At 68.0% G+C, this 25,997-nt stretch carries 27 protein-coding genes; 10 read left to right on the top strand and 17 right to left on the bottom strand.

The annotated features are described in order from the left end of the window. Nucleotides 1-134: 134 nt before the first annotated feature. The 3 genes from BLQ76_RS13705 to BLQ76_RS13695 all read right to left on the bottom strand — a co-directional run bounded on the left by BLQ76_RS13705 (nucleotide 135) and on the right by BLQ76_RS13695 (nucleotide 2,769). Nucleotides 135-584, bottom strand: a complete 450-nt coding sequence (locus BLQ76_RS13705) for a Fur family transcriptional regulator (RefSeq protein ID WP_090674236.1) — start codon at nucleotides 582-584, stop codon at nucleotides 135-137. Between the two features lie 123 nt (nucleotides 585-707). Further along, complete coding sequence (locus tag BLQ76_RS13700) at nucleotides 708-1,619, bottom strand: class I fructose-bisphosphate aldolase (RefSeq protein ID WP_090674233.1); 912 nt, start codon at nucleotides 1,617-1,619, stop codon at nucleotides 708-710. Between the two features lie 238 nt (nucleotides 1,620-1,857). After that, a complete protein-coding gene (locus tag BLQ76_RS13695) occupies nucleotides 1,858-2,769 on the bottom strand; it encodes a hypothetical protein (RefSeq protein ID WP_090674231.1) in 912 nt (303 codons plus the stop codon). A gap of 212 nt (nucleotides 2,770-2,981) precedes the next feature. Here BLQ76_RS13695 and BLQ76_RS13690 point away from each other — a divergent pair, with 212 nt between their 5' ends. The 4 genes from BLQ76_RS13690 to BLQ76_RS13675 all read left to right on the top strand — a co-directional run bounded on the left by BLQ76_RS13690 (nucleotide 2,982) and on the right by BLQ76_RS13675 (nucleotide 6,950). Continuing rightward, nucleotides 2,982-5,030, top strand: a complete 2,049-nt coding sequence (locus BLQ76_RS13690; RefSeq protein WP_170842595.1) for an FUSC family protein — start codon at nucleotides 2,982-2,984, stop codon at nucleotides 5,028-5,030. A 40-nt stretch (nucleotides 5,031-5,070) separates the two neighbouring features. Continuing rightward, nucleotides 5,071-5,307, top strand: a complete 237-nt coding sequence (gene rpsU / locus BLQ76_RS13685) for a 30S ribosomal protein S21 (protein WP_090674227.1) — start codon at nucleotides 5,071-5,073, stop codon at nucleotides 5,305-5,307. Nucleotides 5,308-5,475: 168 nt separating this feature from the next. Beyond that, nucleotides 5,476-6,321 carry a tetratricopeptide repeat protein gene (locus BLQ76_RS13680; RefSeq protein WP_244519629.1) on the top strand — a complete coding sequence of 282 codons (846 nt, stop codon included), beginning with the start codon at nucleotides 5,476-5,478 and terminating at the stop codon, nucleotides 6,319-6,321. 122 nt (nucleotides 6,322-6,443) lie between these two features. Further along, nucleotides 6,444-6,950, top strand: coding sequence for a DUF992 domain-containing protein (locus tag BLQ76_RS13675; RefSeq protein WP_090674222.1), 507 nt, complete (start codon nucleotides 6,444-6,446; stop codon nucleotides 6,948-6,950). 74 nt (nucleotides 6,951-7,024) lie between these two features. Here BLQ76_RS13675 and BLQ76_RS13670 read toward each other — a convergent pair whose 3' ends face one another. From BLQ76_RS13670 to BLQ76_RS13640, 7 genes are all read right to left on the bottom strand, one after another. Further along, nucleotides 7,025-8,425, bottom strand: coding sequence for an NAD(P)(+) transhydrogenase (Re/Si-specific) subunit beta (locus BLQ76_RS13670; RefSeq protein ID WP_090674219.1), 1,401 nt, complete (start codon nucleotides 8,423-8,425; stop codon nucleotides 7,025-7,027). Nucleotides 8,426-8,431: 6 nt separating this feature from the next. Further along, nucleotides 8,432-8,851, bottom strand: coding sequence for an NAD(P) transhydrogenase subunit alpha part 2 (locus tag BLQ76_RS13665; protein ID WP_170842594.1), 420 nt, complete (start codon nucleotides 8,849-8,851; stop codon nucleotides 8,432-8,434). Further along, nucleotides 8,851-10,086, bottom strand: a complete 1,236-nt coding sequence (locus tag BLQ76_RS13660) for a Re/Si-specific NAD(P)(+) transhydrogenase subunit alpha (RefSeq protein WP_090674217.1) — start codon at nucleotides 10,084-10,086, stop codon at nucleotides 8,851-8,853. The genes BLQ76_RS13665 and BLQ76_RS13660 overlap by 1 nt, the downstream gene beginning before the upstream one ends. A gap of 82 nt (nucleotides 10,087-10,168) precedes the next feature. Continuing rightward, nucleotides 10,169-10,420 (bottom strand): aa3-type cytochrome c oxidase subunit IV, encoded by a 252-nt coding sequence (locus BLQ76_RS13655; protein ID WP_090674805.1) that lies wholly within the window; start codon nucleotides 10,418-10,420, stop codon nucleotides 10,169-10,171. Between the two features lie 148 nt (nucleotides 10,421-10,568). Beyond that, nucleotides 10,569-11,132 carry a type 1 glutamine amidotransferase domain-containing protein gene (locus BLQ76_RS13650; protein ID WP_090674215.1) on the bottom strand — a complete coding sequence of 188 codons (564 nt, stop codon included), beginning with the start codon at nucleotides 11,130-11,132 and terminating at the stop codon, nucleotides 10,569-10,571. Nucleotides 11,133-11,234: 102 nt separating this feature from the next. Next, complete coding sequence (locus BLQ76_RS13645) at nucleotides 11,235-11,792, bottom strand: regulatory protein RecX (protein ID WP_090674803.1); 558 nt, start codon at nucleotides 11,790-11,792, stop codon at nucleotides 11,235-11,237. 43 nt (nucleotides 11,793-11,835) lie between these two features. Then, the gene (locus BLQ76_RS13640) at nucleotides 11,836-12,537 is read right to left on the bottom strand and encodes a chromosome partitioning protein ParA (protein ID WP_090674212.1); all 702 of its coding nucleotides are present in this window, start codon (nucleotides 12,535-12,537) and stop codon (nucleotides 11,836-11,838) included. A 265-nt stretch (nucleotides 12,538-12,802) separates the two neighbouring features. Between BLQ76_RS13640 and BLQ76_RS13635 the strand changes: the two genes are divergently transcribed. Next, a complete protein-coding gene (locus BLQ76_RS13635) occupies nucleotides 12,803-13,555 on the top strand; it encodes a gamma-glutamyl-gamma-aminobutyrate hydrolase family protein (protein WP_090674210.1) in 753 nt (250 codons plus the stop codon). Here BLQ76_RS13635 and BLQ76_RS13630 read toward each other — a convergent pair. The 4 genes from BLQ76_RS13630 to BLQ76_RS13615 form a co-directional block, all read right to left on the bottom strand. Then, nucleotides 13,545-14,567: a nickel/cobalt transporter gene (locus BLQ76_RS13630; RefSeq protein WP_090674208.1), complete on the bottom strand. Its 1,023-nt coding sequence runs from the start codon at nucleotides 14,565-14,567 to the stop codon at nucleotides 13,545-13,547. The two genes, BLQ76_RS13635 and BLQ76_RS13630, sit on opposite strands and share 11 nt — an antisense overlap. Beyond that, on the bottom strand, nucleotides 14,555-15,223 hold the full coding sequence (locus BLQ76_RS13625; protein WP_090674206.1) for a DUF1007 family protein: 669 nt from the start codon (nucleotides 15,221-15,223) through the stop codon (nucleotides 14,555-14,557). The genes BLQ76_RS13630 and BLQ76_RS13625 overlap by 13 nt, the downstream gene beginning before the upstream one ends. 75 nt (nucleotides 15,224-15,298) lie before the next feature. Beyond that, nucleotides 15,299-15,811 (bottom strand): L,D-transpeptidase, encoded by a 513-nt coding sequence (locus tag BLQ76_RS13620; RefSeq protein WP_090674204.1) that lies wholly within the window; start codon nucleotides 15,809-15,811, stop codon nucleotides 15,299-15,301. Nucleotides 15,812-15,852: 41 nt separating this feature from the next. Then, nucleotides 15,853-16,773 carry a LysR family transcriptional regulator gene (locus BLQ76_RS13615; protein WP_170842593.1) on the bottom strand — a complete coding sequence of 307 codons (921 nt, stop codon included), beginning with the start codon at nucleotides 16,771-16,773 and terminating at the stop codon, nucleotides 15,853-15,855. A 538-nt stretch (nucleotides 16,774-17,311) separates the two neighbouring features. Between BLQ76_RS13615 and odc2 the strand changes: the two genes are divergently transcribed. The 3 genes from odc2 to BLQ76_RS13600 all read left to right on the top strand — a co-directional run bounded on the left by odc2 (nucleotide 17,312) and on the right by BLQ76_RS13600 (nucleotide 21,288). Then, nucleotides 17,312-18,445 carry an ornithine/lysine decarboxylase gene (odc2, locus tag BLQ76_RS13610; protein ID WP_090674202.1) on the top strand — a complete coding sequence of 378 codons (1,134 nt, stop codon included), beginning with the start codon at nucleotides 17,312-17,314 and terminating at the stop codon, nucleotides 18,443-18,445. Between the two features lie 157 nt (nucleotides 18,446-18,602). Next, nucleotides 18,603-19,169 (top strand): GNAT family N-acetyltransferase, encoded by a 567-nt coding sequence (locus BLQ76_RS13605; RefSeq protein WP_090674200.1) that lies wholly within the window; start codon nucleotides 18,603-18,605, stop codon nucleotides 19,167-19,169. 133 nt (nucleotides 19,170-19,302) lie between these two features. Then, nucleotides 19,303-21,288, top strand: a complete 1,986-nt coding sequence (locus BLQ76_RS13600) for a PAS domain-containing protein (protein WP_170842592.1) — start codon at nucleotides 19,303-19,305, stop codon at nucleotides 21,286-21,288. Nucleotides 21,289-21,295: 7 nt separating this feature from the next. Here BLQ76_RS13600 and BLQ76_RS13595 read toward each other — a convergent pair whose 3' ends face one another. Genes BLQ76_RS13595 through BLQ76_RS13585 form a run of 3 tightly spaced genes read right to left on the bottom strand, consistent with a single transcriptional unit; the run spans nucleotide 21,296 to nucleotide 24,268 of the window. Then, the gene (locus BLQ76_RS13595) at nucleotides 21,296-22,273 is read right to left on the bottom strand and encodes a WD40 repeat domain-containing protein (protein ID WP_090674799.1); all 978 of its coding nucleotides are present in this window, start codon (nucleotides 22,271-22,273) and stop codon (nucleotides 21,296-21,298) included. Beyond that, nucleotides 22,273-23,421 (bottom strand): CobW family GTP-binding protein, encoded by a 1,149-nt coding sequence (locus BLQ76_RS13590; RefSeq protein ID WP_090674196.1) that lies wholly within the window; start codon nucleotides 23,419-23,421, stop codon nucleotides 22,273-22,275. Before BLQ76_RS13590 ends, BLQ76_RS13595 begins: the two co-directional genes overlap by 1 nt. A gap of 13 nt (nucleotides 23,422-23,434) precedes the next feature. After that, entirely contained in the window at nucleotides 23,435-24,268 is an 834-nt protein-coding gene (locus BLQ76_RS13585) for a creatininase family protein (protein WP_090674194.1), read from the bottom strand. A gap of 138 nt (nucleotides 24,269-24,406) precedes the next feature. Between BLQ76_RS13585 and BLQ76_RS13580 the strand changes: the two genes are divergently transcribed. Together BLQ76_RS13580 and BLQ76_RS13575 are read left to right on the top strand one after the other, a co-directional pair. Next, complete coding sequence (locus tag BLQ76_RS13580; RefSeq protein WP_090674191.1) at nucleotides 24,407-24,868, top strand: MarR family winged helix-turn-helix transcriptional regulator; 462 nt, start codon at nucleotides 24,407-24,409, stop codon at nucleotides 24,866-24,868. An 88-nt stretch (nucleotides 24,869-24,956) separates the two neighbouring features. Next, complete coding sequence (locus BLQ76_RS13575) at nucleotides 24,957-25,973, top strand: LacI family DNA-binding transcriptional regulator (RefSeq protein WP_090674188.1); 1,017 nt, start codon at nucleotides 24,957-24,959, stop codon at nucleotides 25,971-25,973. Nucleotides 25,974-25,997: the final 24 nt, after the last annotated feature.

The raw sequence follows: 25,997 nt of genomic DNA, 5'->3' as shown, positions 1-25,997 counted from the left end.
GACGCAACAGTTGATCGCCGCGGTGCTCCGTGAGCAGCCCGACGACCCCTTTTTCAGGCGACCGGTCGAACCGGACGATCGCCAGCTCGGCTTTATGGCGTCTCAACGATTCGCCCGGCTGCGGAAATCTCAGGTCAGGGCATTGCCTTCTGCGCGCCACAATTCGTAGTGTCCGCGGCCGCGTGGCAAAGGTCGCAAAGCCCTCGCACTTCGACAGCCGCGTCCTGCGCGAGAAAGCCACGCTGGACGGCGGCTTCCCGTAGAAGCCGATCCAGCCCCTGGTCCGTGAACTCGCTGACGCGTCCGCAGTTCGTGCAGATCATGAAGACGAGCGTCTTGGCATCGTGCTCATGGTGGTGGGCGCAGGCGACGAAGGCATTCAGGCTGTCGAGGCGGTGCACCAGGTGGCGGGCACCCAGCGAGCGTAGCGCTCGGTAGATCTGCGGGGGCGCCTTCAAGCCGTCGTCCCGAAGGGCGTCCAGAAGCTGATAGGCCGTTTGGGGTGCGTCGGCACGCTTGAGCGCGGCCAGGACGAGTTCCTCGTTTCGCGTCACGGGACGGTCGTCGGAAGCCGTTGCGGTCACCCTTGCCTCGAAGCTGACCGCGAGGGTCGCGGCAACCGGCTGCCGCTCGGCGGCGGACAGCCCATCCGCTAGGTAGCGAGCGGGCTGGTACGGAACAAGACCGACCAGCCCCTCTCGCCGCTGTCAGGCGTAGATGTCCATGACCTCCGACAGGAGCTTCAAGGCATCTTCGCGCGAGCGCTGGAACGAGTTGCGGCCGATGATCGAGCCGTTGCCGCCGCCGTCGCGGATGGCGCGGACCTCGTCCAGCAGTTCCGTGGTGTTCTTCGCGGCGCCCCCTGAGAACACGACGATGCGCTTGCCGGCGAACGACGCCTGCATGATGTGGCGCACGCGTTCGGCCTGGCTCGGGCCGACCGGGTATTTGTCGTAGGTCGAGCGCGCGTCCGCGAGGTCGATATAGTCCGTCGGCAGCTTCACCTTGATGATCGTCGCGCCCGACAAGGCGGCCATGTGCGCGGCATAGGCGATGATGTCGAGGCCGGTCTCGCCCTGCTTGGTCACCTTGCCGCCGCGCGGATAGGACCAGACGACCGTCATCAACCCGCGCGACTTGGCCTGAAGGGTGATCTCCCGCAGTTCCTCGAGCATGGCGTAGGCATGGTCGGAGCCGGGGTAGATCGTGAAGCCGACACCGACGCAGCCGAGCCGGAGCGCATCCTCGACCGTGCCGGTCAAGGCTTGGTCGCCGGCTCCTGCCGCCAGCGAGTTGCCGGAGTTCAGCTTCAGGATCAGCGGGACCTCGCCGGCGAACGTATCGGCCCCCTGCTCCAGCAGGCCCAGCGGCGCGGCATAGCCGGATACGCCCGACTCGATCGCCAGTTCATAGAGGTAGTGCGGGTCGTAGGCGGCCGGGTTGGGAGCGAACGAGCGGGCGGGACCATGCTCGAAGCCCTGGTCGACCGGAAGGATCACGACCCGGCCCGTTCCCGCCAGGCGACCGTGCATCAACAGGCGCGACAGGTTGGACTTGAGGCCCGGGGTCTCGCCCTCGTACCAGCGCAGGATTTCTCGAACGGTCTCGGTTCTCAGCATCGGTTTCCCCCAAAAGCGTATCGGATCGGCCGCTCGCGCCGGCCTCGGCGCCTTTCTGGGCAGGCGCGGAATGGGGGTAAAGAGGCCGAGACACCGGAGCCCATATTAAAATCGGTTAGATGACATCCGTCCTGACCGCGGATCGCTCGATGCCTCCTCGCCCGGCCAGATCACGCGAAAAAGCCGGCGCGATGCGCCGGCTTTTCCCAACCGATTCGATGGTTTGCGCGTCTGAAGATCAGTCGCGGTAGTAGCCGACCGTGCGGGCCGGACGGCCGACCATGCCACCGAGCGCTGCGACGATCATGCCAAGCACGAGGCCGACAAAGGCGACGAAGGCGGTCGTGCTGGCGACCTTGGCAGCCTGATCCGCGGCCTGGCGGGCCTGTTCGACCGCCTGGTCGTACTGACCCTGGAACTGCGTCAGGCGCTGCTCGGCTTCCTGCTGGCTGATGCCGGCTTGGCTGGAGATGGCCTGGACCGCCGCCTGGCGCTCTTCCGGAGTGGCGTTCTGGCCGAGACCCTTCACGACCTCGCCCAGCGCAGCGCCGAGATCCTGTGTGCCGGCGGCCTGACGAACGTTGTTGGCGGCCTGCTGGGCCTCGTTCTGAACCGTGTTGGCAGCCTGCTGGGCCTCGTTCTGGCCGCGCTGAAGGAGCTGCTCGGCTTGGGTGCGGAGCTGCGGCGGCAGGGCGTCGAGCGAGCCGGGCACAAGCGAGGTCACCGTCGAGCCGAGCGACGAAACCGTCGAGCCGAGAGCGCCGAAGGCGGTGGACACGAGACCGGTCGCGCTGGTGCTGAGCACGTAGACCGCGACGAGGGTCGCCGTCGCCCAGGTCGTGATGCCGTGAAGCGCACCGTCGCGGCGCGACGGCGTGCCGGCGAAGCGGGCCGCAGCGTAGGCACCGGCGAACGTGGCCAGAAGAACCGTGATCAGCGCCCAGATGCCGCTGGCCGAGCCGAAGGTCGCGAGCGAAGGCGTGTCGCTGCTGGCCGGATCGACCGTCGCCAGGCCGATGCCCAGGCCCAGGAGAGCGAGCAGGATCTGGAAGACGAGGATCAGAATCGTTCCGGCGATGATCGCACCCCAAGAGATGCGGCGCAGCCCGCCACCAGCGACGGCGACGGGGCGATCGGTATAGTCGGCCATGAGACACTCCAAACTGGCAAGGCGACATGAAGGTTTGACGCAAGACATCGCCCCGAAAGGCACATGTCTTGTTCTACGGTGAGATAGATGGCCGCAGTTTTGCCATATCCAGTGCGTGCAAAAGATTTTTGTACACCAGCCACCGGGATTTTCTTCTTGGCTGATGGCTTGCTACGAGCCGGCCAACCTGACCGAGCATGGCTTCATCTTCGATGACCGATCCCAGACCGGCCCACCCTTCCCCGCTCGGCCGTCCGCCGCCCGGTCCCGCACAGCGGGGAACCGTCTCGATCACGCCGTTCCTGCGCTGGCTGGAAGACGGTGATCCTGCGCTGATCCGGCTGCGGCTCGGCCTGCGCGTGACGCTGACGCTGGCGTTGGTGACACTGGCGCTTCTCGCGTCGCATCGCTTCATCGCGCTTCCGCAGGTTGCCTACGCCGTTGCGCTCGCGCTTGCGCTGCAGGGTGCGGTCGCGATCAAGGACACGACGGTCTCTCAGCGTGTGCGCAGCCGGTTGTGGAGCGCTGCCGTCGGCTTTGCGGCCTTGTGCGCGGCCGCCGCCCTGTCCGGCGTTCCGCCCGTACGGGATGGCCTGTTTCTTGCCGTCGCCTTCGCGGCGGTTCTGGCCCGGCGCTGGGGACCTCGCTGGAACGCCGCCGGCATGTTCGGCTTCAATGCCTACTTCATGGCGGCCTACTTTGCGCCGGGAGTGAAGGATCTTCCGGCGATCGCGCTCGCGCTGCTGTTGTGCGTGCTCGTCGCGCACTGGGTTCGGGACCGTCTCCTGCCGGATCATCCGGCGGATGACTTGCGTCGCACGATGCGGGTCGTGGATGGCCGGATCGGCCTTGTCGCCTCGCAGTTGCGAGCCGGCATCAGGGAGGAATGGCCCGCCGGCTCGCGAGACCGCGTTCTGTATGCCGAGCAACGGGTACGCGATGGCCTGATCATCGCGGAAGGCCTGCTTCCGGCAACGGACGGTGCCGGCGCCTCACCGCCCTCAGCGTCGATGCAGGCGTCGATCCAGCTGTTCGACCTGCACCTCGCTTTGGAAACGGCGATCGGAGCCGCGTTTGCGGCGGAGCATGAGAACGACCCGGCGTTTCGATCGACGCTGGAGCGGCTCGCGCGGCTGCGCTCGGACGTGCGCAGAACCGTTGCGGCCCTCACCGACGGGATGCTCGATCCGATCGCCGCCCCGCCCGGACCAACCAGCGCGCTGACGCTGCAGGGCTTGTCTGCCGACCCTTTCACGCGCACCGCGTTCCAGGTCACCTTGGCCTGCGCGATCGCCATGGCCGGCGGCTACGCCCTATCGGAACAACGCTGGTTCTGGGCGGTCCTGACGGCTTTCCTGGTCTTCGTGAACACGCAATCGCGTGGCGACGCGCTCCTGCGAGGTCTCGATCGTTCGCTCGGAACGGCCGCGGGCGTCGTGCTCGGCATCGGCCTGGCGACCCTCCTGCATGGGTCGTTTGCGCTTTCGCTCGGCTTGATCGCGGCCTGCGTCTTTCTGGGCTTCTATCTGCTTCAGCTGAGCTACGGGGCCCTCAGCTTCTTCGTGACGGTCGCGCTCTCGCTGATCTACGGGCTTCTCGGGAATTTCTCGCCCGAGCTCCTTCTGCTGCGTCTCGAGGAAACGCTGATCGGTGCGGCCTCGGGCATGTTCGTCTCGTTTTTCGTTCTGCCACGCCCGACGCTGGATGCGGTCCGCAAGGCGGTGGACGGCTTCCTGTCGGAACTCGACCGCTTGATCGAGGCCTTTGGCGATCGGCGCGGTGGCAACGCGTCGGATTGGCGCCTCGTGGCGGTGACGCGCAGTCTCGACCGCCGCCATGCCGAGATCGCGGCTGCCCTGCGCCCGCTGGAAAGCGGCTGGCTGGCGGGTGGACGCCGGCGGGACTTCGAGGTCGGCCTGCTGCGTTTCACCGTGCTCAGCTATTGGGCGCATCTTCTGGCGGGTTCGCAGGGGCCCGGACCCGCCAGCCTGAACGATGCCCTGGCCGCCTGCCGCGACGAGATCGGCGTTGTGCGCACGGTGCCGGACCGGTTCTTCGAGCGTGGGCAAGCGGTCAGCTTGCGTCCACCTCCCCAGTCGCCTCGTCAAACGAAGGAGGGTGATCCGGTGATCGCGCTGCATGCGATCCGACATGTTCTCGCGCAGGTCGCGCAGACCCGCGAAACGGACGGCAAGCGCGTCTCGACAGGTCATGGGGCATCTGATAAGGAGCCCGCCGATCCTGGGCCGGCCACGACCTAGGCAACCGACTCACCGCACCGAACCAACGGAAACACCTCCCTTGCAGGTACTCGTTCGCGACAACAACGTCGATCAGGCCCTTCGCGCGCTCAAGAAGAAGCTGCAGCGCGAAGGGGTCTTCCGCGAGATGAAGATGCGCACCGCCTTCGAGAAGCCTTCGGAGCGCCGCGTGCGCGAGAAGGCGGAGGCCGTCCGCCGCGCCCGCAAGCAGGCCCGCAAGCAGGCCCAGCGCGAGGGTCTGCTTCCGGCCTCGAAGCCGCGCACAGCCGCGCGCTGAGCCGTACCAGTCCCGGGGTCGCTCTGCGCGACCCCAAAAAGGCCATGTTACGAGCGTTGCGGTTTCGCGCAAGCCAGTCACGATAGTTTCTGCGGTTCGGGCACGAAGCCCGCGTCGTCCGGTGGCGGCAGTCCAGATCGTCGCCCCGCGAAAGGAAGCTGAAGCATCGTGTTCCGAAGCCCCGTTGCCCTGACCGCCCTTCGCCGATCGGCGATCCTGTCCGTCCTTCTAGTCGTCGCCGGCTGCCAGAGCGGCCCGACGCTGCAGTCCATCAGCATCGACCAGGCGCAAGGATCGGCCCAGAACATCCAGTCGCTCACGGCGGCGGTCAACGCAGACCCGCGCAATCCGGAAGCCTACAACGTGCGCGGCATCGCCTACGGGCGGTCGGGCGAGAACGACCGGGCGATCCAGGACTTCACGACCGCCATCCAGCTCGACCCGAACTTCTACCAGGCCTATGCCAACCGGGCGCTGGTGCTGCGGCAGACCAACGACAACGCCCAGGCGGTCGCGGACTACAATCGCGCCCTGAAGATCAATCCGAACTACGACTCGGCCTATATCGGTCGCGGCAACATCTACCGCGTGGCCGGACGCAACCGCGAGGCGCTGGGCGACTTCCAGCGCGCGATCGATCTGAACACGACGGATCCCCGCGCCTACCACAACCGGGGCCTTCTCTATCAGATCGACGGCCAGCACCGTCAGGCGATCGAGGATTTCGCGACGGCGATCTCGATGGATGCCAACGCGCCGGAGCCCTATGCCGGTCGCGCCGTGTCCTATCTCGCTCTCAACAACGTCGAGGACGCGTCGGACGACATCAACCGCGCGATCCAGCTCGACGGGAATCGCGCCGAGTTCTGGGCGACGCAGGGTCTCGTGCTGGAAGCGCGTGGCGACAAGGGCAAGGCCTATCGTTCCTTCGCGCACGCCTCGCAGCTCGACCCGAGCTACCAACCGGCGAAGGACGGAGTCTCGCGGACGCGCGGCTCGGCCCCCTCGGCCTGAGCGGTGGCCAAGCGGCGTTTCGGATCGTCACGCAATGTGATGATCCGGACGCCCGAGCATGAAACCCATCGGGGCCACGCGCGGTTGACGGACCAGAGTATCCGTTAACATCGAGTCACCCCATGAAGACCAAACTCGCTCTCGCCGCCCTTCTTGCTGCCGGTGCGGCCGCCCTCGCCCCCGTCTCCGCCCAGGCCGGTGCCAAGGTCGGAACCCTCGTGTGCCGCAGCCAGGGCACCGTCAATCAGATCATCACGTCGTCCGAAACGGTGCTGTGCCGCTACACGCCGTTCGGGCGCCTCAACGCGACCGAGACCTATGTCGGCACGCTCGACACCTATGGCGTCGACCTCGGCATTACGGGCAAGACGATCAGCACGTGGTCTGTCCTGGCGGCCAGCTTCCAGCGCGGCGAGCCGATGTCGCTCGCGGGCCGTTACTACGGAGCCAGCGTCGACGCCGGTTATGCGGTGAGCGTGGGCGCCAAGGCGCTGATCGGGGGGCCCGATCGCGGCTTCACCTTGCAGCCGACGAGCCTTCAGATCGGCGAGGGCGTGAACGCGACGGTCGGCGTCGCGCGGCTGACGCTGCAGGAAGCCGAGCCGGTCGCCGTCGTCTACAAGCCCTGATCTCTCGACCGTACTTGTGAAGAGGCCCGCGACGCCGGTCGCGGGCCTCTTCGTTTGCCCGAACCCATCGTGCGCTAGTGCGCCAGCGCCTTGACGATGTCCTCGACCATCTTCTTGGCGTCGGCAAAGAGCATCATCGTGTTGTCCTTGTAGAACAGCGTGTTGTCGATGCCGGCATAGCCGGAGCCGAGCGAGCGCTTGATGAAGAGGCAGGTCTGCGCCTGGTCCACGTTCAGGATCGGCATGCCGTAGATCGGCGAGGCCTTGTCATCCCGCGCCGCCGGGTTGGTCACGTCGTTCGCGCCGATCACGAAGGCGACGTCGGTCTGGGCGAATTCGGAGTTGATGTCCTCCAGTTCGAAGACCTCGTCATAGGGCACGTTCGCCTCGGCCAGCAGCACGTTCATGTGGCCGGGCATGCGACCCGCGACCGGATGGATCGCGTACTTCACCTCGACGCCCTCGCGCTTCAACGTGTCGGCCATCTCGCGCAGCGCGTGCTGAGCCTGTGCGACGGCCATGCCGTAGCCCGGCACGATGATGACGCGGCTGGCGTTCTTCATCAGGTAGGCGGCGTCATCGGCCGAGCCCTGCTTGACGGTACGCTCGGCACCGTCCGGTCCGGAAGCTCCCGCCGCCTCCCCGCCGAAGCCGCCCAGAATCACGGACACGAACGAGCGGTTCATGCCCTTGCACATGATGTAGGACAGGATCGCGCCGCTCGATCCAACCAGCGCGCCGGTGATGATCAGCGCAAGGTTTTGCAGCGTGAAGCCGATGCCCGCCGCCGCCCAGCCCGAATAACTGTTCAGCATCGACACGACGACCGGCATGTCCGCGCCGCCGATCGGCACGATCAGGAGTCCGCCCAGCGCAAGGGCCACCAGCACGACCAGCCAGAACAGCGTGTGGCTTTCCGTGGACGCGAAGGCGATCACGAGGATGACCAGGAGCGCGGCCAGCGCGATGTTGATGAGGTGCCGGTTCGGCAGGAGGATAGGCTTGCCGCTCATGCGGCCGTCGAGCTTCAGGAAGGCGATCACCGAGCCGGTGAAGGTGATGGCGCCGATCGCCACGCCGATCGACATCTCGACCAGGGCCTGCGTGTGGATCGAACCGACCGCGCCGATCCCGATCGACTCCGGCGCATAAAGAGCCGCGGCCGCCACCATGACGGCAGCAAGGCCCACCAGCGAGTGGAAGGCCGCGACCAACTGCGGCATGGCCGTCATCGCAATGCGACGCGCGATGACGGCTCCGGCGCCGCCGCCGAGGCCCAGACCCAGCGCGATCAGGACGAGACCGCCGAAGCTGGGCCGCGCCAGGAACAGCGTCGTGACGATGGCGAGCGCCATGCCGACCATGCCGTACAGATTGCCCTGCCGGCTGGTGGACGGGTGCGACAGGCCGCGCAGCGCGAGGATGAAGAGAACGCCGGAGACGAGATACAGGAAGGATGCGAAGGAGGCCGACATCGGGGTCTACCGGTCCTTGCGCTTGTACATCGCAAGCATGCGCTGTGTGACCAGGAAGCCGCCGACGATGTTGACCGCGGCCAGCACCAGCGCGACGAAGCCGAAGAAGGTGGCGGCCCCGGATGCCGCTAGGCCAACGGACAGGAGCGCCCCGACCACGATCACCGACGAGATGGCGTTGGTCACGCTCATCAGCGGCGTATGCAGAGCCGGGGTGACGGACCAGACGACGTAGTAGCCGACGAAGATCGCCAGCACGAAGATCGCTAGGTGAAAGACGAAGGGATCCTGGGCGCTGCCGTGCTCGACGACCTGTACCACGGTCGGATGGGCCGCCATCTGGTCGACGCCGGCCCTCGCGGCTCGGATCGCGGCCTCCGCGTTGTCGAGAACCTGACGGGTGAAGGTATGGATCGGCTCGTCCATCAGTGGGTCCCCTTCTCGGGTTCGGTCACGGCTCCGGCAGCGGCGGCGTCCATGGCAGGTGTCGCGCTTTCGGCCGGGTTCGGATCGCCCGTCGGCGCGTCCGGAGCGGGCGGCGCGAAGTTGGGATGAACCACGCGGCCCTCGTGCGTCAGCATGGTGGCGCGCTGGAGTTCGTCGGTCGGGTCGAGGCGGAGCGTCTTCGTTTCCTTGTCGACCAGCGTCTCGACAAAGGCCGCAAGGTTGCGCGCATAGAGAAGCGAGGCGGTCGCCGCGATGCGACCCGGCATGTTGAGATAGCCGACGACGCGCGCCGGTCCGACCTCGGCGACCTCACCCGGCACGGCACCCTCGACATTGCCGCCGCGCTCGACAGCCAAGTCCACGAGAACCGAGCCGGGCTTCATGGATTCCACCATCGCCCGCGTCACGAGACGGGGCGCCGGGCGGCCTGGAATCAACGCCGTCGTGATGACGATGTCCTGCTTGGCGATATGGGACGCGGTGAGTTCGGCCTGCCGTCGGCGGTAGCTCTCCGACATCTCCTTGGCGTAGCCGCCGGCGGTCTCGGCCGCGCGGAACTCGTCGTCTTCGACCGCGATGAACTTCGCCCCGAGCGATTCGACCTGCTCCTTGGCGGCGGGTCGCACGTCGGTCGCGGTGACCACCGCACCGAGGCGGCGAGCGGTCGCGATCGCCTGGAGCCCGGCGACCCCCGCGCCCATCACGAAGACGCGGGCAGCCGGCACGGTGCCGGCGGCGGTCATCATCATCGGAAAGGCGCGGTCGTAGATCGCGGCGGCATCCATGACCGCCTGATAGCCCGCCAGGTTCGCCTGGCTCGACAGGACGTCCATCACCTGCGCACGGGTGATGCGCGGCATGAGTTCCATGGCGAAGCTCGTCAGGCCTGCCTCGGCCATCGCGCGCAGCGCGTCGTCGTGGCCATAGGGATCCTGGATCGCGACGACCACGGCGCCGCGCCTGTAGTTCGGGATCTCGTCCGCCGACGGCCGCCGCACCTTGAGGACGATGTCCGCATCGCGTCCGCCTTCCTGGTCCGCCAGATGGGCGCCGACCGCCTCGAAGTCCCGGTCGGGAATCCGCGAGCCCTCGCCCGCGCCGCGCTCCACCCAGACCTCGGTACCGAGGCCGATCAATCGACGAACCGTGTCGGGCGACGCCGCGACACGCGGCTCGCCCATCTCGTGCTCGCGCGGCACGAACAGTCTGACCATTCCATTCCTCCCGCGCCCGACCGGGCTGGGGCGACCGATGGCCGGAACGTTTCCTCCCGTCCGGCCCGACCGCCCGCCTCCGTCAGTGCTTCATCGACTTCTGGTCGCCGGTCGCCATCAGGAAGCTCGCGACGCCGCCGAAGACCAGCGCCGACAGGAAGCTCGTGATGACGCCGGCCGCGGCGATGAAATACATCAGCATGAAGACGAGGATCGCGACCACGACGATCGTTCCGTACTTCACCAGCCCCAGGAAGCGGCCATAGGTGCGCTCGTGCTCGGGATAGTCCATGACGCCCCGCGCGCCGGGTTCGAAGCCTGCATCCTCGGCCATGATCGATCGCCTCATTCGAGTGGGATAGTGCTTCGCTGATATACAAAGCCCCGGCGCGGAGCAATCAGCCACCGTCCGCTTGCGACCGGACGCGAAAAAGGGCGCCGCCGGGGCGCCCTTTCGCGTGGAATGTCGATGATGTCCGGTCTCAGGCGGCCTGACGCTTCTCGTGACGGCCTTCCTCGACCTCCTCGATGATCTTGGCGATGAAGGCCGGCAGATCGTTCGGGTTGCGCGAGGTGATCAGCGCCTGGTCGGTCACGACCTCCTCGTCGTGCCAGCGACCGCCCGCATTCACGACATCGGTCTTGATCGAGTTGAAGGATGTGACGTCGCGGTCCTTGATGACGCCCGCCTCGATCAGGAGCCAAGGCGCGTGGCAGATCGCGGCCAGCGTCTTCTTGCTGTTGTAGAAGTCACGCACAAAGCCGACCGCCTTCTCCTCGGCGCGCAGCTTGTCTGGGTTGATCTGGCCGCCCGGCAGGACGAGCGCGTCATAGTCGGAGACCGATACCTCGCCGAGGGTCTTGTCGACGGTGACGCTGTCGCCCCAGTGATCCTTGTCCCATCCCTTGATCTCGCCTTTTTCCAGCGACACGACATGCACGGTCGCGCCAGCCTCGCGCAGCTTCTTCAAGGGTTCGGTCAGTTCGAGCTGCTCGTAGCCGTCGGTGGCGAGGATGGCGATGCGGGCCTGGTTGATGTTGGGCATGTCGGTGACGTCCTCTTGGCGCATGCCTGCAACCGCCCACGATGGGGCGCGAATGCAGGCGCGAAAGTTGAGTGTTCGTCGCACCAACGCCCTGTTCGAGCCTCAGGTTCCCAGCACCCCCTCCTCGGCCTCGCCGTCGACAGCGGCCACCGCATCCCGAAAGGAAAAGCCGGCCCGCATCACGGCGGCGATGTCGCGGTCGCGACGCTCGGCACGCTCACGGGTACGATACGGGCCCAGCCGGCGGCGGCGCACGAGGCGCTGGGCGGCCTCGGCTTCGGGCGTCTCGTCCCGGCCGAGCGCGGCCTGCGCGGTCTCGGCGTCGACACCCTTCTCGATCAGCTTCATGCGGGTGCGGCTCAGCGACGTGCCCTTGCGGCGAAGCGTGGCGACACGGGACTCCGCGTAGGCCTTATCGTCGAGAAGGCGCAGTTCCACGAAATGCGCGACCGTCTCGTCGATCAGACCCTGGAAGTCGCCGGCCTCCTCGCCGCGCTCGCGCGTCCGCTTCAGCACCTTGCGCTGCAGGACGCGGCGCAGGTTTCCGGACGAGGAACTGTAGCGCTCGAGGTAGTAGGCTGCCGCGCGAAAGAGCCACTCGCGCGACACGGGGCGCGGCGGCTTTCGCGGCGGCTGGGTAGCGGAAACAAACTCGCTCATCGCCCCCGCCATATAGGTTGCGCGGGGGCCGAACGGGAGGGCGTCAGGCGGCGATCGCGCGAGCGGCCTGCCGCGCGCGGGGCGTTTCCACGGCCTCGCCGAGAATGCCGACCTCATAGGCCATCATCGCGGCCTCGGCGCGCGCCCGATCAAGGCCCGGCGCGATCGCGTCGTCGATCGTGAAGAGCGTGCCCCCGTTCAGGAACGGAGCCTCGTAGGCGGCGCGCTGCACGAGGCCGATCTCAAGGCGCGGCGTCGCCGTGCGCTCGATCATGGTTTCGATCGTGCGCGCGACGCGGCTGGGAATCGTGGTGACGGCGCTCGCGACAAAGGCCCAGTCGCGACCCCGGCGGCCCTTCATGCTTTCGGCGGCGATCAACCGGTCGGTCGCCAACGCCGCGTAGGCCGAGAGCGGCGAGAAGCGAACCGGGATCAGCGCGCGGTCGGCCAAGCGGGCGCCCGCGCGGATCAGCTCGGCATTGTCGCCGGCATCCACGATGCAAAGGTCGCCGCGGCGACGGGCGGCCCGAACCAGGCGCTCCAGCGTGATCTCGTCGTCCGCGGTCTCCACCATCAGGCAGTCCGGCCGACCGGGCTTCTCGGCCCACTCCACCAGATCCTTGTCGCGAGCGCCGTCGATCAGGACCACGGGAATATCGGCCGCCGCCGCGACGCCTGCGAGCGACAGGGCGAGGGTCGAACAGCCGGAGGTCTTGAGGGAGCCAACCGAGATCACTGGCATCATGGATGCGAACCTTTCCGGCGCCCCGAAGGAGCGCCGCCGTTGACGCGCGCGGCCAAGAACCGGCCTGTCGCGCGGGGGGCGATCGCATCGCCCGATGTTGGAACCTGCGGCCCCTAACCGCCGCGGCAAGAGAGTGCCGAGCGAGGCTGGGGCCGCGTGGAATGCGACACGCGCACTGCAACACCGCGCCGCTTTCGCCGGGCTTGCGCCTGCGCGCGGTGCGGCGCATGGATCGCGCCGGACGCCACCCCTTCCCGAGACGAGCATGACGACGAACGGCCTTCTGATCGCGGTTCCGGCGGATACGCGCCAGTTCGAATCCTATCTCTGGCACGCGGCGCCCAGCACCTATCTCGACGCCCTGGCCCGGATCGGCGCACTTCCCGTGATCGTTCCGGCGCTCGATGGCGTGGATCTCGACCCGGCGCTTGATCGGGTCGACGGCGTTCTCTTGACCGGATCGGCCTCGAACGTTCACCCGGAACGCTACGGCGAAGCGCCCACCCCCGGTCACGAGCCCTACGACACGCGGCGTGACGCCCTGACCGCCCGCCTGATCGAAGGAGCGCTCTCGCGGGGGTTGCCGCTGCTCGCCATCTGCCGGGGGCATCAGGAGCTCAACGTCGCGCTCGGCGGCTCGCTCGGCACCGAGATCCAAGAGATCGAGGGTCGCATGGACCATCGCGCTCCCGTGCATCCCGAGCAGGACCAGCGCTTCGCGCTGCGCCATCCGGTCCGTCTGACGAACGGCGGGCGTCTTGCCACCCTTCTCGGCACGGACGAGGTCGAGGTGAACTCGCTTCATCGACAGGCGGTGCGGGATCTGGCGCCCCGCCTTTCGGTCGAGGCCAGCGCGCCGGACGGAACGGTGGAGGCGGTGTCGGTGCGCGACGCGCCGGGCTTCGCATTCGGCGTGCAGTGGCATCCGGAATACTGGTCCGGGAGCGATGGTCCGTCGAAGCGTCTGTTCGAGGCCTTTGCGGACGCCTGTCGCGCCTACCGCGATCTCAAAGCGTAGCCCATAACAACCCCGCGCCGAGCGCCAGAAGCACCACCGCTCCGCCGGTCTCCAGAACGAGACGCAGCACCGCGCTGCCGCGGCCGGCGCGCAGCATCATTCCCTTCGAGCCGACCGCGATCGCCGCCAGCAGCGAGACCGTGATCGCCGTGCCGAGCGCCATGGCGGCAACGGCCAGCCCGCCGCCGAGCCAGAGCCCGTTCAGAAGCGCGAAGGTCAGCACCACGATCGCGCCCGAGCATGGACGCAGGCCGATCGCCAGAACCGTCGCCGCGTCGCCGCGCCACCCCGGCCCGCTAGAAGACGGGGGCGGCATGTGAGGCACGGCGCAGTCGCACGCCGCCTCGCCCCGACAATCCCCCGCGCCGAGGAAGCCGGAGGCGGCAAACCGGCCGCCGCCGCCGCCCGGCGTGGAACCGGGCGCGCTGAAGGCGAGCCCGCCGGTCGTGCGCGACGACACGAGCATCAGCGGCAACCGGCCGGCGAGCGCCGCGCCCTTGCGCAGGAGAAGCCAGGCGCCGAGCGCCGCGATCATGGCGTAGGATCCGAGCTCCAAAACGTTCGCCGCTTCGGTCATCGTGACCGCGCTGCCACGCAGCCACCACCAGCCGGCCGCCGTGATGGCGACAGCCGACAGGCCCTGAACGGCGGCGGAGGCGAAGGAAAGCGCGACGCCCCGGCGCAAGGCCCGCCCGTCGGCCATCAGGTAGGAGGCGATCACCGCCTTACCGTGCCCCGGGCCGGCGGCATGGAAGATGCCGTAGACGAAGGACAACCCGACCAGCCAGCCCAGGCCGCCGCTTCCGCCGTCCCGGATCGCCACCAGCGCCTCGCGCAGGTCCACGAAGAACAGGCGCTGGATGCGCATGATCTCCATGAACGGCCCGGCGAGGATACCGCTCGGCGCCGCCGTCACCTCGGCATTGCCGATGCCGAGCGACGAGTTGGCGTGGGCAAGCCCCGCCCCCGCCAGGAAAAGGGCGAGCGCGCCGAGCCCGGTCAGGGCGCGCATGTGACGTCGACCTTGGTCGCCAGGGCTTCCGCGAAGTTCACGCCGTCGCTTGGCAGCTGCTGGTTGGGCTTCAGCATCGAGACCTGGGCCATCCAGTCTTCCGCATCGGCATCGGGATCGGGCCGCGAAAAGTCCTGCCGGCAGGATGCCGGCAGGTCCAGAAGCTGGAAGTGCTGGGCGTCCGGGAAGTCGAAGGCGACGAAGTAGCTCTCGTCGAAGACCGAGAACGTCACCTTGTCCCGGGCGAGATCCACCGGCTCCGCGGGCTTCATCTCGAAGAACAGCGTGATCTGCCCATGGTCGTAGAGGCCGCGGATCGTGGCCGGCGGCGCAAGCTTCACGTCCCGCCCACCGGTGGTGAGAAACGTGTAGTAGCTCCATTCCGCGATCGAGCCACGCACCGTCTCGCCCACCGCCTCCAGCTCGTCGGGATCGAGCGTGCCGTTGCCGTTCTTGTCGAAGTCCACCACCACGGACGACGAGAACAGCTCGTCGAAGCGCCAGATGTTGCGAATCGAGGCGAGCTCCGCTCCGGTGCCGCCGACGATCTCCATCCGGGCGTCGACGAAGACGTGCGGATGGGCCAGCGCCACGGTGGGCGCCAGTCCGAGGGCCAGCGCGGCGCCCCGCGCGGCAAGGTTCTTGGATATCGGCATGCGGTTCCCCCGAGCGACGCCGCTCCTTGGAGCGGGGGTTCGGGGCGAAATTACGGTGTCCGGCTGGCGCCGGCCCTATTGCAGCACGACGACCTGGGCGCCGACGTGGACGCGGTCGAAGAGGTCCACCACATCGGCGTTGCGCATGCGGAAGCAGCCGGCCGAGGCCGCCGAGCCGATGGAGTTGGGCGAGTTCGTCCCGTGGATCCGGTAGGTGCCCCAGCCGAGGTTCATCGCGCGCTGCCCGAGCGGATTCTTCGGGCCCGGCCCGACCGACGCCGGCAGCGAGGGCTTGGCCTTGCGCATCGAGTCGGTCGGCACCCAGGTCGGGTTGAGGCGCTTCTTGGACACCCAGCTCGTGCCGAACCACTGCTCGCTCGGCTTGCCGACAGCGATGTCGTACTGCAGCGCCGAGTTCCTGTCGGTCACGAGAAAGAGCTGCCGCGCCCCGGTCATGACGACGATCGTGCCGGGCTCGTAGTCGCCGACGAAGACCGTCTCGCGGGCGCGAGAACCGGTGCCCGGCGCGGCCTCGGCCAAGCCCGGAAGAAGGAGCAGAAGGGAAAGCGAAAGGGCAGCGCGCAGCATGGGACAGGCCATTCCTTGTCGGCGCCTGCGAGACGACCCGATCAGGCCGCCGCCGCCAGGCGCTCCGCCTCATACTTGCGGAACCAGGTTGCCAGAAAGTCAACAAAGACACGCGTGCGCGCCGGCAGATGACGGCGATGCGGGAACACGGCGTAGATGCCCGCATCCTTGGGCACGAAGTCGTCGAGCAGCGCGACGAGGCGACCCTGCGCGATGTCCTCGCGCACGATGAACTCCGGTATCAGCGCGACGCCGAGGCCCGCCAGCGTCGCGGCCCGCACCGTATAGGGAGAGTTGGCCGAGAAGCGTCCCGACACGTTGATCGGAATGGGTGATCCGCTGCGCGGATCCTGGAAGGTCCAGTTGTAGAGGGCCTTGGCGTTGGAATCGATCACCGCCGGCATGTGGGCGATGTCGTGCGGATGGGCGGGCGTGCCGTGGCGGGCGAGAAAGTCCGGCGTCGCGCAGATCGCGAACTCCAGTGAGCCGAGCCGCCGCGCGATCATCGCAGAATCGGTCAGGCGCGTCATGCGGATGGCGACGTCGAACCCTTCCTCGACGAGGTTCACGAAGCTGTCGTTGAGATGAAGATCGAGCGAGATCGCGGGATAGGCCGCGGAGAACTCCACCAAGCTGAGGCCGAGCTCTGCGTCGCCGAAGGTGCGCGCGGCGGTCACGCGCAGCGAACCCTTGGCCTCGCCGGTCGCCTCCCGCGCCTCCTCGTTCAGGGCCTCGAGATCGCTCAGGATCGCCGAGGCTCGCGAGACGTAGACCTCGCCGGCGGCCGTCAGCGCGACCTGGCGGGTCGTTCGATTGATCAGGAGGACGCCGAGTTCGTCCTCCAGCTCGCGCACGTATTTCGACAGGAGCGCCTTGGAGCGTCCCGTCTTGCGCGACGCCGCCGAGAATCCCTCCGCGTCCACGACGGAAAGAAAGGCGCGCATGCGGGTCAGCGTATCCATGAAGCTGTTTCCTCGGGCACAAATGGCTTGAGCGAGACCGACCGCTGTTGCGCTTTGACGACAATGGTTTGCCGTGTCCAGCGTGACGACGAATTTTGCATCCGACCTGTCAAAATCCGGTTGTTTGTGACGAAACTCGCTTCTATATGCGTCCTTGCCCAATGTCGCACGTGCCTGTGGGCGTCCCCCGGTCCTCGAATGCGAGGGTTGCCGGGACGGTACCTGGAGTGAACCTCCGGTCGGTTCCGCTGCTGGCGGAATCGTGGACGCCTTGAAGCAACGACGGTGCGGGCCTTTCTGGTCTCTCCCGGTCTCCATAGCCGGGAATACTGCAGAGGCACACCATCCTTGCCTGAAGTGCGGCGGGTCTCCACCCTCCAAGCCATGGCACACTTCTCTGTCTGAACGTCCGGTTCGCGCCGGCGTTCGAATGGAGCATGTCGCGTTTCGCGTCGACTCTTCGAGCGGGGTCTCCACCGGCTGCTCGTGGGCTCGTGCGCGTGCGCTCTCTTTGACCTCTGGTTCTTGGGAGCCCCACATGGCCACGCAGCGTATCCTCGACTTCATCGCCACCCGACGTCCCACCGGCCCTTGCCTCGTGGTGGACCTCGACATCGTGGAAGACAACTTCCGCGCCTTCCGGCGCGCGCTTCCCGACTCGGCGATCTTCTACGCGGTGAAGGCCAATCCCGCGCCCGAGATCCTGCGTCTGCTCGCCTCGCTCGGCTCCTCGTTCGACTGCGCCTCGGTGGCCGAGATCGAGATGGCGCTTGACGCCGGCGCGACCCCGGATCGCATCAGCTACGGCAACACGATCAAGAAGGAGCGCGACATCGCGGCCGCGCACGCCCATGGCGTGTCGCTCTTCGCCGTCGACTGCGTCGAGGAGGTCGAGAAGGTCTCGCGCGCCGCACCCGGCGCTCGCGTCTTCTGCCGCGTCCTGACCTCCGGCGAGGGCGCCGAGTGGCCGCTGTCGCGCAAGTTCGGCTGCGTGCCCGCCATGGCGATCGATGTCCTGACCCATGCGGCGACCCTTGGCCTCGTGCCGACCGGCGTGTCGTTCCACGTCGGCTCGCAGCAGTGCGACACGGGCGCTTGGGACGGCGCGCTGGCCGATGCCGCGCATGTCTTCGGCGAGCTCGCCGAGCGCGGCATCCAGCTGACGCTCGTCAACATGGGCGGCGGCTTTCCAACGCGCTACCTCAAGGACGTGCCGAGCGCGCAGGCCTACGGCCGTTCGATCTTCGACGCGCTTCGTCGCCACTTCGGCAACAAGCTGCCCGAGACGATCATCGAGCCCGGTCGCGGCATGGTGGGCGATGCGGGCGTGATCAAGGCCGAGGTGGTCCTGGTGTCGCGCAAGTCGGCATCCGACGAGAACCGCTGGGTCTATCTCGACATCGGCAAGTTCGGCGGTCTCGCCGAGACGATGGACGAGGCGATCCGTTACCCGATCCGCACGGCGCGCGACGCGGACCGGATGGAGCCCTGCGTGCTCGCCGGCCCGACCTGCGACTCGGCCGACGTTCTCTACGAGAAGACCCCCTACCCGCTCCCGATCTCGCTGACGGTGGGCGACGAGGTCCTGATCGAGGGAACCGGAGCCTATACGACGACGTATAGCGCCGTCGCCTTCAACGGTTTCGAGCCGCTCCGCTCCTACGTGATCTGAGTCGAGTCGGGCGCGTCCTGCGCCCAAGCCTCGCTCTTTCTCCAAAATGCGACAGGCCCGGCACGTCCTCGTGCCGGGCGGTCTTCGCCCGTGCTCGTGCGCCCGAAAGGTGCCCGGCCGATCCGTCGTTCGACTTCGCTGTCCGGTGGTTCCGCCCATGTCCGCTCTCGCCCTTCCCCTCGACGTCTCCCTCCAGCCCTTCCACACGCTCATCCGCACCGAGCGCGCGGAGGACGTGGCCGCACGTGAAGCATTGCTCGACGCCGCGATGGGCCCGGGCCGCACCCGCAAGTCGTCGGAAGCGATCCGCCGTGGTCGCTTGCCCGCCGATGGCCTGGCGCTCGTCAGCGAGACCACGGATGGCGTCCTCGCGGGTTCGGTGCGCCTGTGGCACGTCGCGGCGGGTGAGCGGGACGGCGCGCCGGTCGACGCCCTGCTTCTCGGACCGCTTGCGGTTGCCGGTCGCTTCGAGGGCCTCGGCATCGGATCTCAGCTCATGCGCCGGGCGATTGCGGAAGCAGCCTGGCGCGGCCACCGGGCGATCGTGCTGGTGGGAGATGCGCCCTATTACGAGCGCTTCGGCTTCCGCGCGGAACCTGCCGCCGACCTCGTCATGCCCGGCCCCTTCGAGCGTCACCGCCTGCTCGCGCTCGAGCTGGCGACGGATGCCCTGCGTGGCGCGCGGGGTCTGATCCGCGCCAGCGGACAGGTGGCCGTCGTCTGACGTGTAGCCAGCTACGTGTCTGCGCGCCGCGCTCGCTTTGCTTGCATGGCGAAACATGCTTGTCGTCGCACCGGGACATATCGGTGCGGCGCCCGCTCCAGCGCCTGCCGCAGGGAAAGGGAGCCTCGGACGGATGACCGCTGATCTGGAGCGACAGCTCGCGCAGGCGCGCGAGGAAATCCGGCAGCTCCAGGCGACGACGGCGGAACTGGAATCGCGTCTCAGCGCCCGGCCCCACCAGGACGATCTGCGGCTCGCGCTCGATGCCGCCGCCCTGGTCGGTACCTGGGATTGGGATATGCGCCACGACCGCATCTTCGCCGATGCCCGGTTCGCCGCGCTCTACGGTCTCGATCCGGAGGACGGCCCGCGTGGCCTTCCGATCGAACGCTACACGCAAGGCGTCCACGAAGCCGATCGGCCAGCGCTGATCCAAGCTATCGACGAGGCCATCCGGACCGGCGATATCTTCGCCCACCAGTACCGCACGCGAAACCGCGACGGTGAGACGCGATGGGTCTTTGCACGCGGTCGCGTCTTCTTCGATCCGACGAATCAGCCCGTCCGCTTCCCCGGTGCGGTGGTGGACGTGACGCGCGAGAAGCGCCGCGCCGAACGGCAGGACGCTCTCCTGCGGTTGGGCGATCTCGTGCAGCAGGACGGCTCCGACGCGGATCTCACGGCGCAGGCGCTTGCGCTTCTGGGTGAAGCGCTGGACATCCAGCGCGTCGGCTACGCCACGGTGGACGCGGCGCAACACCTTGCGACCATCGCTGCGGAATGGTGCGCGCCCGGCGTCGTCCCCTTGTCCGGACCGCTACCGATCGCACGCTTCGGAGCCCACCTCCTGGAGGCGTTGCGCGGAGGTCTGGTGCGGATCGAGGACGTCGAGGACGATCCCCTGACGCGCAAGCAGGCGGACGCGTGGGAGCATATCGGAAGCCGCTCGCTCCTCAACCTGACGGTCGTGCGGGACGATCGCGTCGAGGTCATCCTGTTCCTGCATGCGCGCGAGCGGCGTGCGTGGCCGGACGACGATGTGGCCTTTGTTCGGGACGTTCTCAACCGGACCTGGATATCGAGCCAGCGCCGGCAGGCCCAGTTGCAATTGGTCGACGCCGAGCGTCGGCTGCGCAATGCCCATGAGGCGGCGGCCCTGGGCGTTTTCGAGCTGAATCTCGCGACGGGAGCCCTCACCTGGGATCGACGCTGCCGCGAGGTGTTCGGCATCGCGGACGGGGCGATCGTCACCTATCCCGAGACGGTTCTCGCCGTCGCCCATCCCGACGATCGGGACGCCCTGAAGGACGCATCGGCACGCGCCTTCACGGACATGAGTGATCCGCTCGACCTCGTCTACCGGATCATCCGTCCCTTGGACGGGCAGATGCGTCACGTTCACGCGACGGCGCAGGTCAACCGAAACGACCGGGGAGAGCCGATCTTCGTCGGGCTCCTGCGCGACGTCACGACGGAGAAGGAGGGCGAGAACCGGCAGCGCCTTCTGGCGCGGGAGCTGCAGCACCGGGTGAAGAACACCCTTGCGATCGTCAAGGCGCTGGCGAACCAGACTCTGCGGCGCGCGCCCTCGACCGCGGAGGGTCTTGCCAACTTCGCCGCCCGCCTTGATGCCCTGTCCCAAGCCCATGACGTGCTCACCGCCACGAACTGGACCGGCGCTGCGATGCACGAGGTGGTGGCGGGCGCCCTGGCGACCCACGAGACCGGCGACGGGGACGCACGCCGCATCCGCTTTGGAGGTCCCGACATCGCGCTCGACGCGCGCCAGAGCCTCGCCTTGTCCCTGGCACTGCACGAGCTGGCCACCAACGCCGTCAAGTATGGCGCGCTATCGGCCGATACGGGGCGGGTCGACCTGCATTGGTGGATCGAGAGCGGCGACACGGAGCCCGTTCTTCGCATCGAGTGGCGCGAAAGCGATGGGCCCGCGGTCGCCGTGCCCGAAGGGCGGGGTTTCGGCTCGCGGCTGATCGAGCAGTCGCTCGCCTCCGACTTCGGCGGAACGGTCGCCCTTCGCTTCGAGCCCGGCGGCCTTGTGGCGGAGGTTCGCGCGCCCGTTCCGGACGGCCGAATCGCGCAAGATCATCGGTCCGCCTGATCGTTCGTCAGGTCGAGATGTCGACCACACCGGCCTCGCCGCCCTCCGTGCCGAAGGCCAGGAAGCGGCCCGCGCCGTCCCAGCCCATGGTCCGGATCGCGCCCGTGCCGCCCCGGCGCAGAAGCGCTTCGCGCCCGTCGGCGATCCGAACCGCCAGCACCATACCGTCGGCATAGCCGATCGCCAGGATCTCGTCGGATGGATGGCAGCTGACGGCGGTGACCATCGTGTCGCCGCGCGTGCCGAGCTCCAGCGGCGACTTGCCCATCGGTCCGTCGCGTCCCGAGAAGGGCCACAGGATCGCCGCCGGCGCGCCCGACGTCGCGAGGTATTTGGCCTTGACCGACCAGCTCCACGACCGGATCTTGGCCGGATAGCCGGTCATGCGCATGTGCTTGCCGTCCTCGAGACGCCAGCCGTGCAGGGCGTTTTCCTGCATGATCGTGACGAGGAAACGGTTGTCGGGCGAGAAGACCACGCCCGTATGGGCGCCCTTCCACTCCAGCTCCTGCGGCTTGGCGTCGGTCGCGGGAAAGAAGAGCGAGGCGCCGTCGTAGCGCGCGGTGGCCAGCCTCAAGCCCTTCGGCGCAAAGGCAACGTCCTCGACCGTGCGGGCGTGCGGCAGCTCCTTGGTCTCGCCCTTGGCCTCCCGCACATAGGCGGTTCGGCCCGACGCCCAGGCGACCGCGCCGTTCGGCCCGCCCGCCACCGCGGACACCCAGCGACGTCCGGCCGAGCCGACCTCGCTGAGCGTGCCGTCCGCCGTTGTCGCGACGACCCGTCCGTCCTCGCCGCCCGACAGGAGGCGGCGCCCGGACGCGTCGAGACGCGCCACGAGAAGGCCGCCGGCATGCGCCCTGAGGGAACGCTCGCCGCCGGCCGGGAAGCGGATCGTGCCATCGGAGAGGGCAAAGACGGGCTCGTCGCCGAGAAAGACGGCGGCCTCGACCGGGCCGCCGAAGCTATAGGGTGCGATCTGCGGCATCAGGCAGCGGCGTTCGCACCGCCGCGCGCCGCGCACGCCAGGAACTCTCGCTCCAGTCGCGCCGCGTCGAGCTGGCGTCCGATGAAGACGAGCCGGCTTTCGCGTGCTTCTCCTTCGCGCCAGGCTCGCTGGTGGTCGCCCTCGATGATCATGTGGACGCCTTGGACGACATAGCGGTCGTTGTCGCCCGCAAACGCCAGGATGCCCTTCAGCCGCAGGATATTGGGCCCCTCGGTCTGCGTCAGGTTCTGGATCCAGCTGAAGAAGCGCTGCTGGTCCATCTCGCCGGCACGCAGCGAGACCGAGGTGACTGTGACGTCGTGGATGGGTGCCACGGCCCCATGCGGGTGCGTGTGAACGTCGTGATGGTGACCCTCGTGGCCATGGTCGTGGCCATGATGGTCATGATCGTGGCCGTGGTGGTGATGATGGTGGTGATCGTGATCGCAGTCCGGGCCGCAGACGTGCTCGTCGTGGGCGTGCTGCGCCTCGTGCAGGAACTCGGGGTCCTCGTCCAGAACGCGCGTCAGATCGAAGGCACCCTGGTCGAGAACGCGGCGCAGGTCGATGTCGGCCCGCTCGGCCCGATGCATCACGGCATGCGGGTTGATCGCGCGTACGGTCGCCTCGATCTGCGCAAGCTCCACCGGACTGACGAGATCGGTCTTGTTGACGATCACGACGTCGGCAAAGGCGATCTGGTCCTCGGCCTCGCGCGAATCCTTCAGGCGCTGCGGCAGGTGCTTGGCATCCACCAGCGCGACCACGGCGTCGAGCCGGGTCTTGGCGCGCACGTCCTCGTCCATGAAGAAGGTCTGGGCGACCGGAACGGGGTCGGCAAGACCCGTCGTCTCCACCACGATCGCGTCGAAGCGGCCCTGCCGGCGCGTCAGCCCCTCCACCACGCGTACGAGGTCGCCGCGCACGGTGCAGCAGACGCAACCGTTGTTCATCTCGTAGATCTCTTCGTCGGTCTCGACGATGAGGTCGTTGTCGATGCCGATCTCGCCGAACTCGTTGACGATCACGGCATAGCGCTTGCCGTGGTTCTCGGTGAGAATGCGGTTGAGGAGCGTGGTCTTGCCCGCGCCGAGATAGCCGGTGAGGACGGTGACGGGGATCGGCGCGGCGGTGGTGGCGTCGGACATGGGGAAGCCTCCTTCAAGGTTCGGAGCGCGATATAGGGGTGGGTGCGTCGGTTTGCACGAGGCGCGAGAGGTCAAAGCGCGCGATCTCAAGCACGAACTCGGCGCAGCGCGAGGCCTGGTGATTGGCGATCCGGGCGCCGATCTCCGCGGTCGCGAGACGGGCGTCGCCGACCGTACCGATGGGGTTGAGGTCGCCGGCCAGCCAGCCGAAGCCGAGGCGTCCATGCGCGCGAAGGTGCCGGTTCCCGCGTTCGAGCTCCGCCTGCAGAGACGTGCACTCCCCCACCTGATCGAGCCGCACGAGGCTGGGATGCAAGTGCAGCATCAGCGCCGTTTCCACCGCGCCGCCGTGCACGCCGTGGCTGATCTCGTGGGCCGGCCAACCGGTTTCCGGCAGGCCGAAGCGGTTCCAGGAGGCGGTCGCGCACAGCATCCCCCTTCGGCGCAGCGCAAGGGCGGCGATGTCCACGGCCGCCGAGTTGCCTCCATGGGACGAGATCACCGCAAGGCGGCGAAAGCCGCTCGCGATCAGACCGGTGCCGATCGCCTCGATCAATGAACTCATGGCACGGCTGCCGAGCGACAGCGTGCCGGGGAAGCCCAGATGCTCGTCGGACGCGCCGATGCGCTGGACCGGAAGGAGCGTCGCGGCGAGATCCGACGGCAGCAGCGCCATCATGCGTTCGCCCATCGCCTCGCCGATCAGGGCGTCGGTCCCGATCGGCAGGTGGGCGCCATGCTGCTCGATCGCCGCAACCGGCAGGATCGCGACCGCTGCAGCCAGGTCGTCCCGCAGTCGAGCGAGTTCGGCGCTGGTATTGTCCTCGAAGTGTCGGCGAAGCGGCATAGGGGCATTCCGAGTCGGTGCGCCCTTCTCGTAGTCCCCTTCCCGATCACGCGAAACCCACGCACCCGCAGGTCCCGGTGGACAGTCGCGCCGCGCTTCGCCAAGTTCCCCGCGACCGGAACGGAGTGCGGCGAATCGATGGACGGGGCGAAACGCAAGAAGCAGGGCGCGCTCGGACAGTTAATGGTCTCCTCGCGCCTCGTGCGCACGGCCCTGTCGACCAAGCTGGCGGCCCATGGCCTGTATTCGGGTCAGGACGCAGTGCTGCTGGCGATCGCCGAGGATCTTGTTCCGCTCCGGGAGCTTGCGGAGCGCCTGCAGGTCAAGCCGCCGACCGTCACCAAGACGGTCGCCCGCCTGTCGGCGCAAGGGATACTGGCCCGCGAGCAGTTGACGGGCGAGACCCGCCAGGGCGCGGTGCGGCTGACCGAGCGCGGCTTGGCGTTGCTGAGCGAGATCCGCCACGCGCAGAAGGAAACCGAGCGAGAGGCCTTCGCGGACCTGTCGGGCAAGCAGCGACGGACGCTGCGCAAGTTGCTGCGCCGGGTCGAGCGCAGTCTTGCGGCGCGCGGCACGCAGGCTCCCGCCGTCGAGGACTGAGCGCGCGGGCTCGCGGTTGCGCGAGGCGGACCCGATCCGCTACACCCGAGCGACCTGACAACCGGCAAGGACGCGGATCGACGAAACGGTGGGGCAAAAGGTCAAACTTTCGACGATCGCCGAGAAGCTCGGATTGTCCACCGCTACGGTGTCCCTCGCCCTTCGCGACAGTCCGCTCGTGGCGGAAGTCACCCGCGAGCGGATCAAGGAGGAGGCCCGCTCCTCGGGCTACATCTACAACCGGCGCGCGGCGAGCCTTCGTACCTCGAAGTCAGGCATCGTCGGTGTCTGCGTCCACGACATCATGAACCCGTTCTACGGCGAGATCCTGAAGTCGGTCGAGAACGAGCTGGACCGTCAGCGCCAGACCTTCGTTCTCTGCAACCACTATGACGACCTGTCCAAGCAGCGCGCCTTCGTCGACACGATGCTGCAGCTGGGCGCCGACGGGCTGATCATGTCGCCCGCGATCGGGACGCCCGCCTCCGATATTCATCTCGCCGAGGAGAACGACCTGCCCGTGACGCTGATCGCACGCACCGTGGCAGGTGCGGGCGTGCGCTCCTTCCAGGGCGACGACGTCTACGGCATGCGGCTCGTCACGCGCCATCTGATCGAGGAAGGGCATCAGCGCATTGCGCTGATCGGCGGAACCGACCTGACCTCCACCGGGCGCGACCGCGAGGAAGGCTATCGCCGAGCGCTGGCCGAGGCGGGCATCGCCTACCGCGAGGAATGGCGCATCAAGGGTCCGCGCTCGCGCCACTCGGGCTTCGACGCCGCCGCCACCTTCATGACGCTGCCGGACCGGCCGAGCGCCATCGTCTGCTTCTCCGATCTCGTGGCCCTCGGCCTCATGTACGGCCTGTCGCGCGCGGGTCTTCGGCCCGGCGTCGATATCGCGGTATGCGGCTACGACGACATCGACGAGGCGGCCATCGCCATGCCGCCGCTCACCACGGTCTCGAACGGCCAGGGCGAGGTCGGGCAGCGCGCCGCCGACGCGCTTCTCGCGCGCCTTCGCGGGGAGCGGGCGGAAGAGCGCGTCGAACTGATCCGACCCGAGCTCAAGGTGCGGCGCTCCAGCCTCATCCACGCTAACTGACAGAAGCAGCCCGAAAGGCCCGTC

Origin of the sequence: Aureimonas jatrophae (assembly GCF_900104035.1) — a bacterium.
GTDB lineage: Bacteria > Pseudomonadota > Alphaproteobacteria > Rhizobiales > Rhizobiaceae > Aureimonas > Aureimonas jatrophae.
This window is presented reverse-complemented; position numbering and strand designations above follow the sequence as displayed.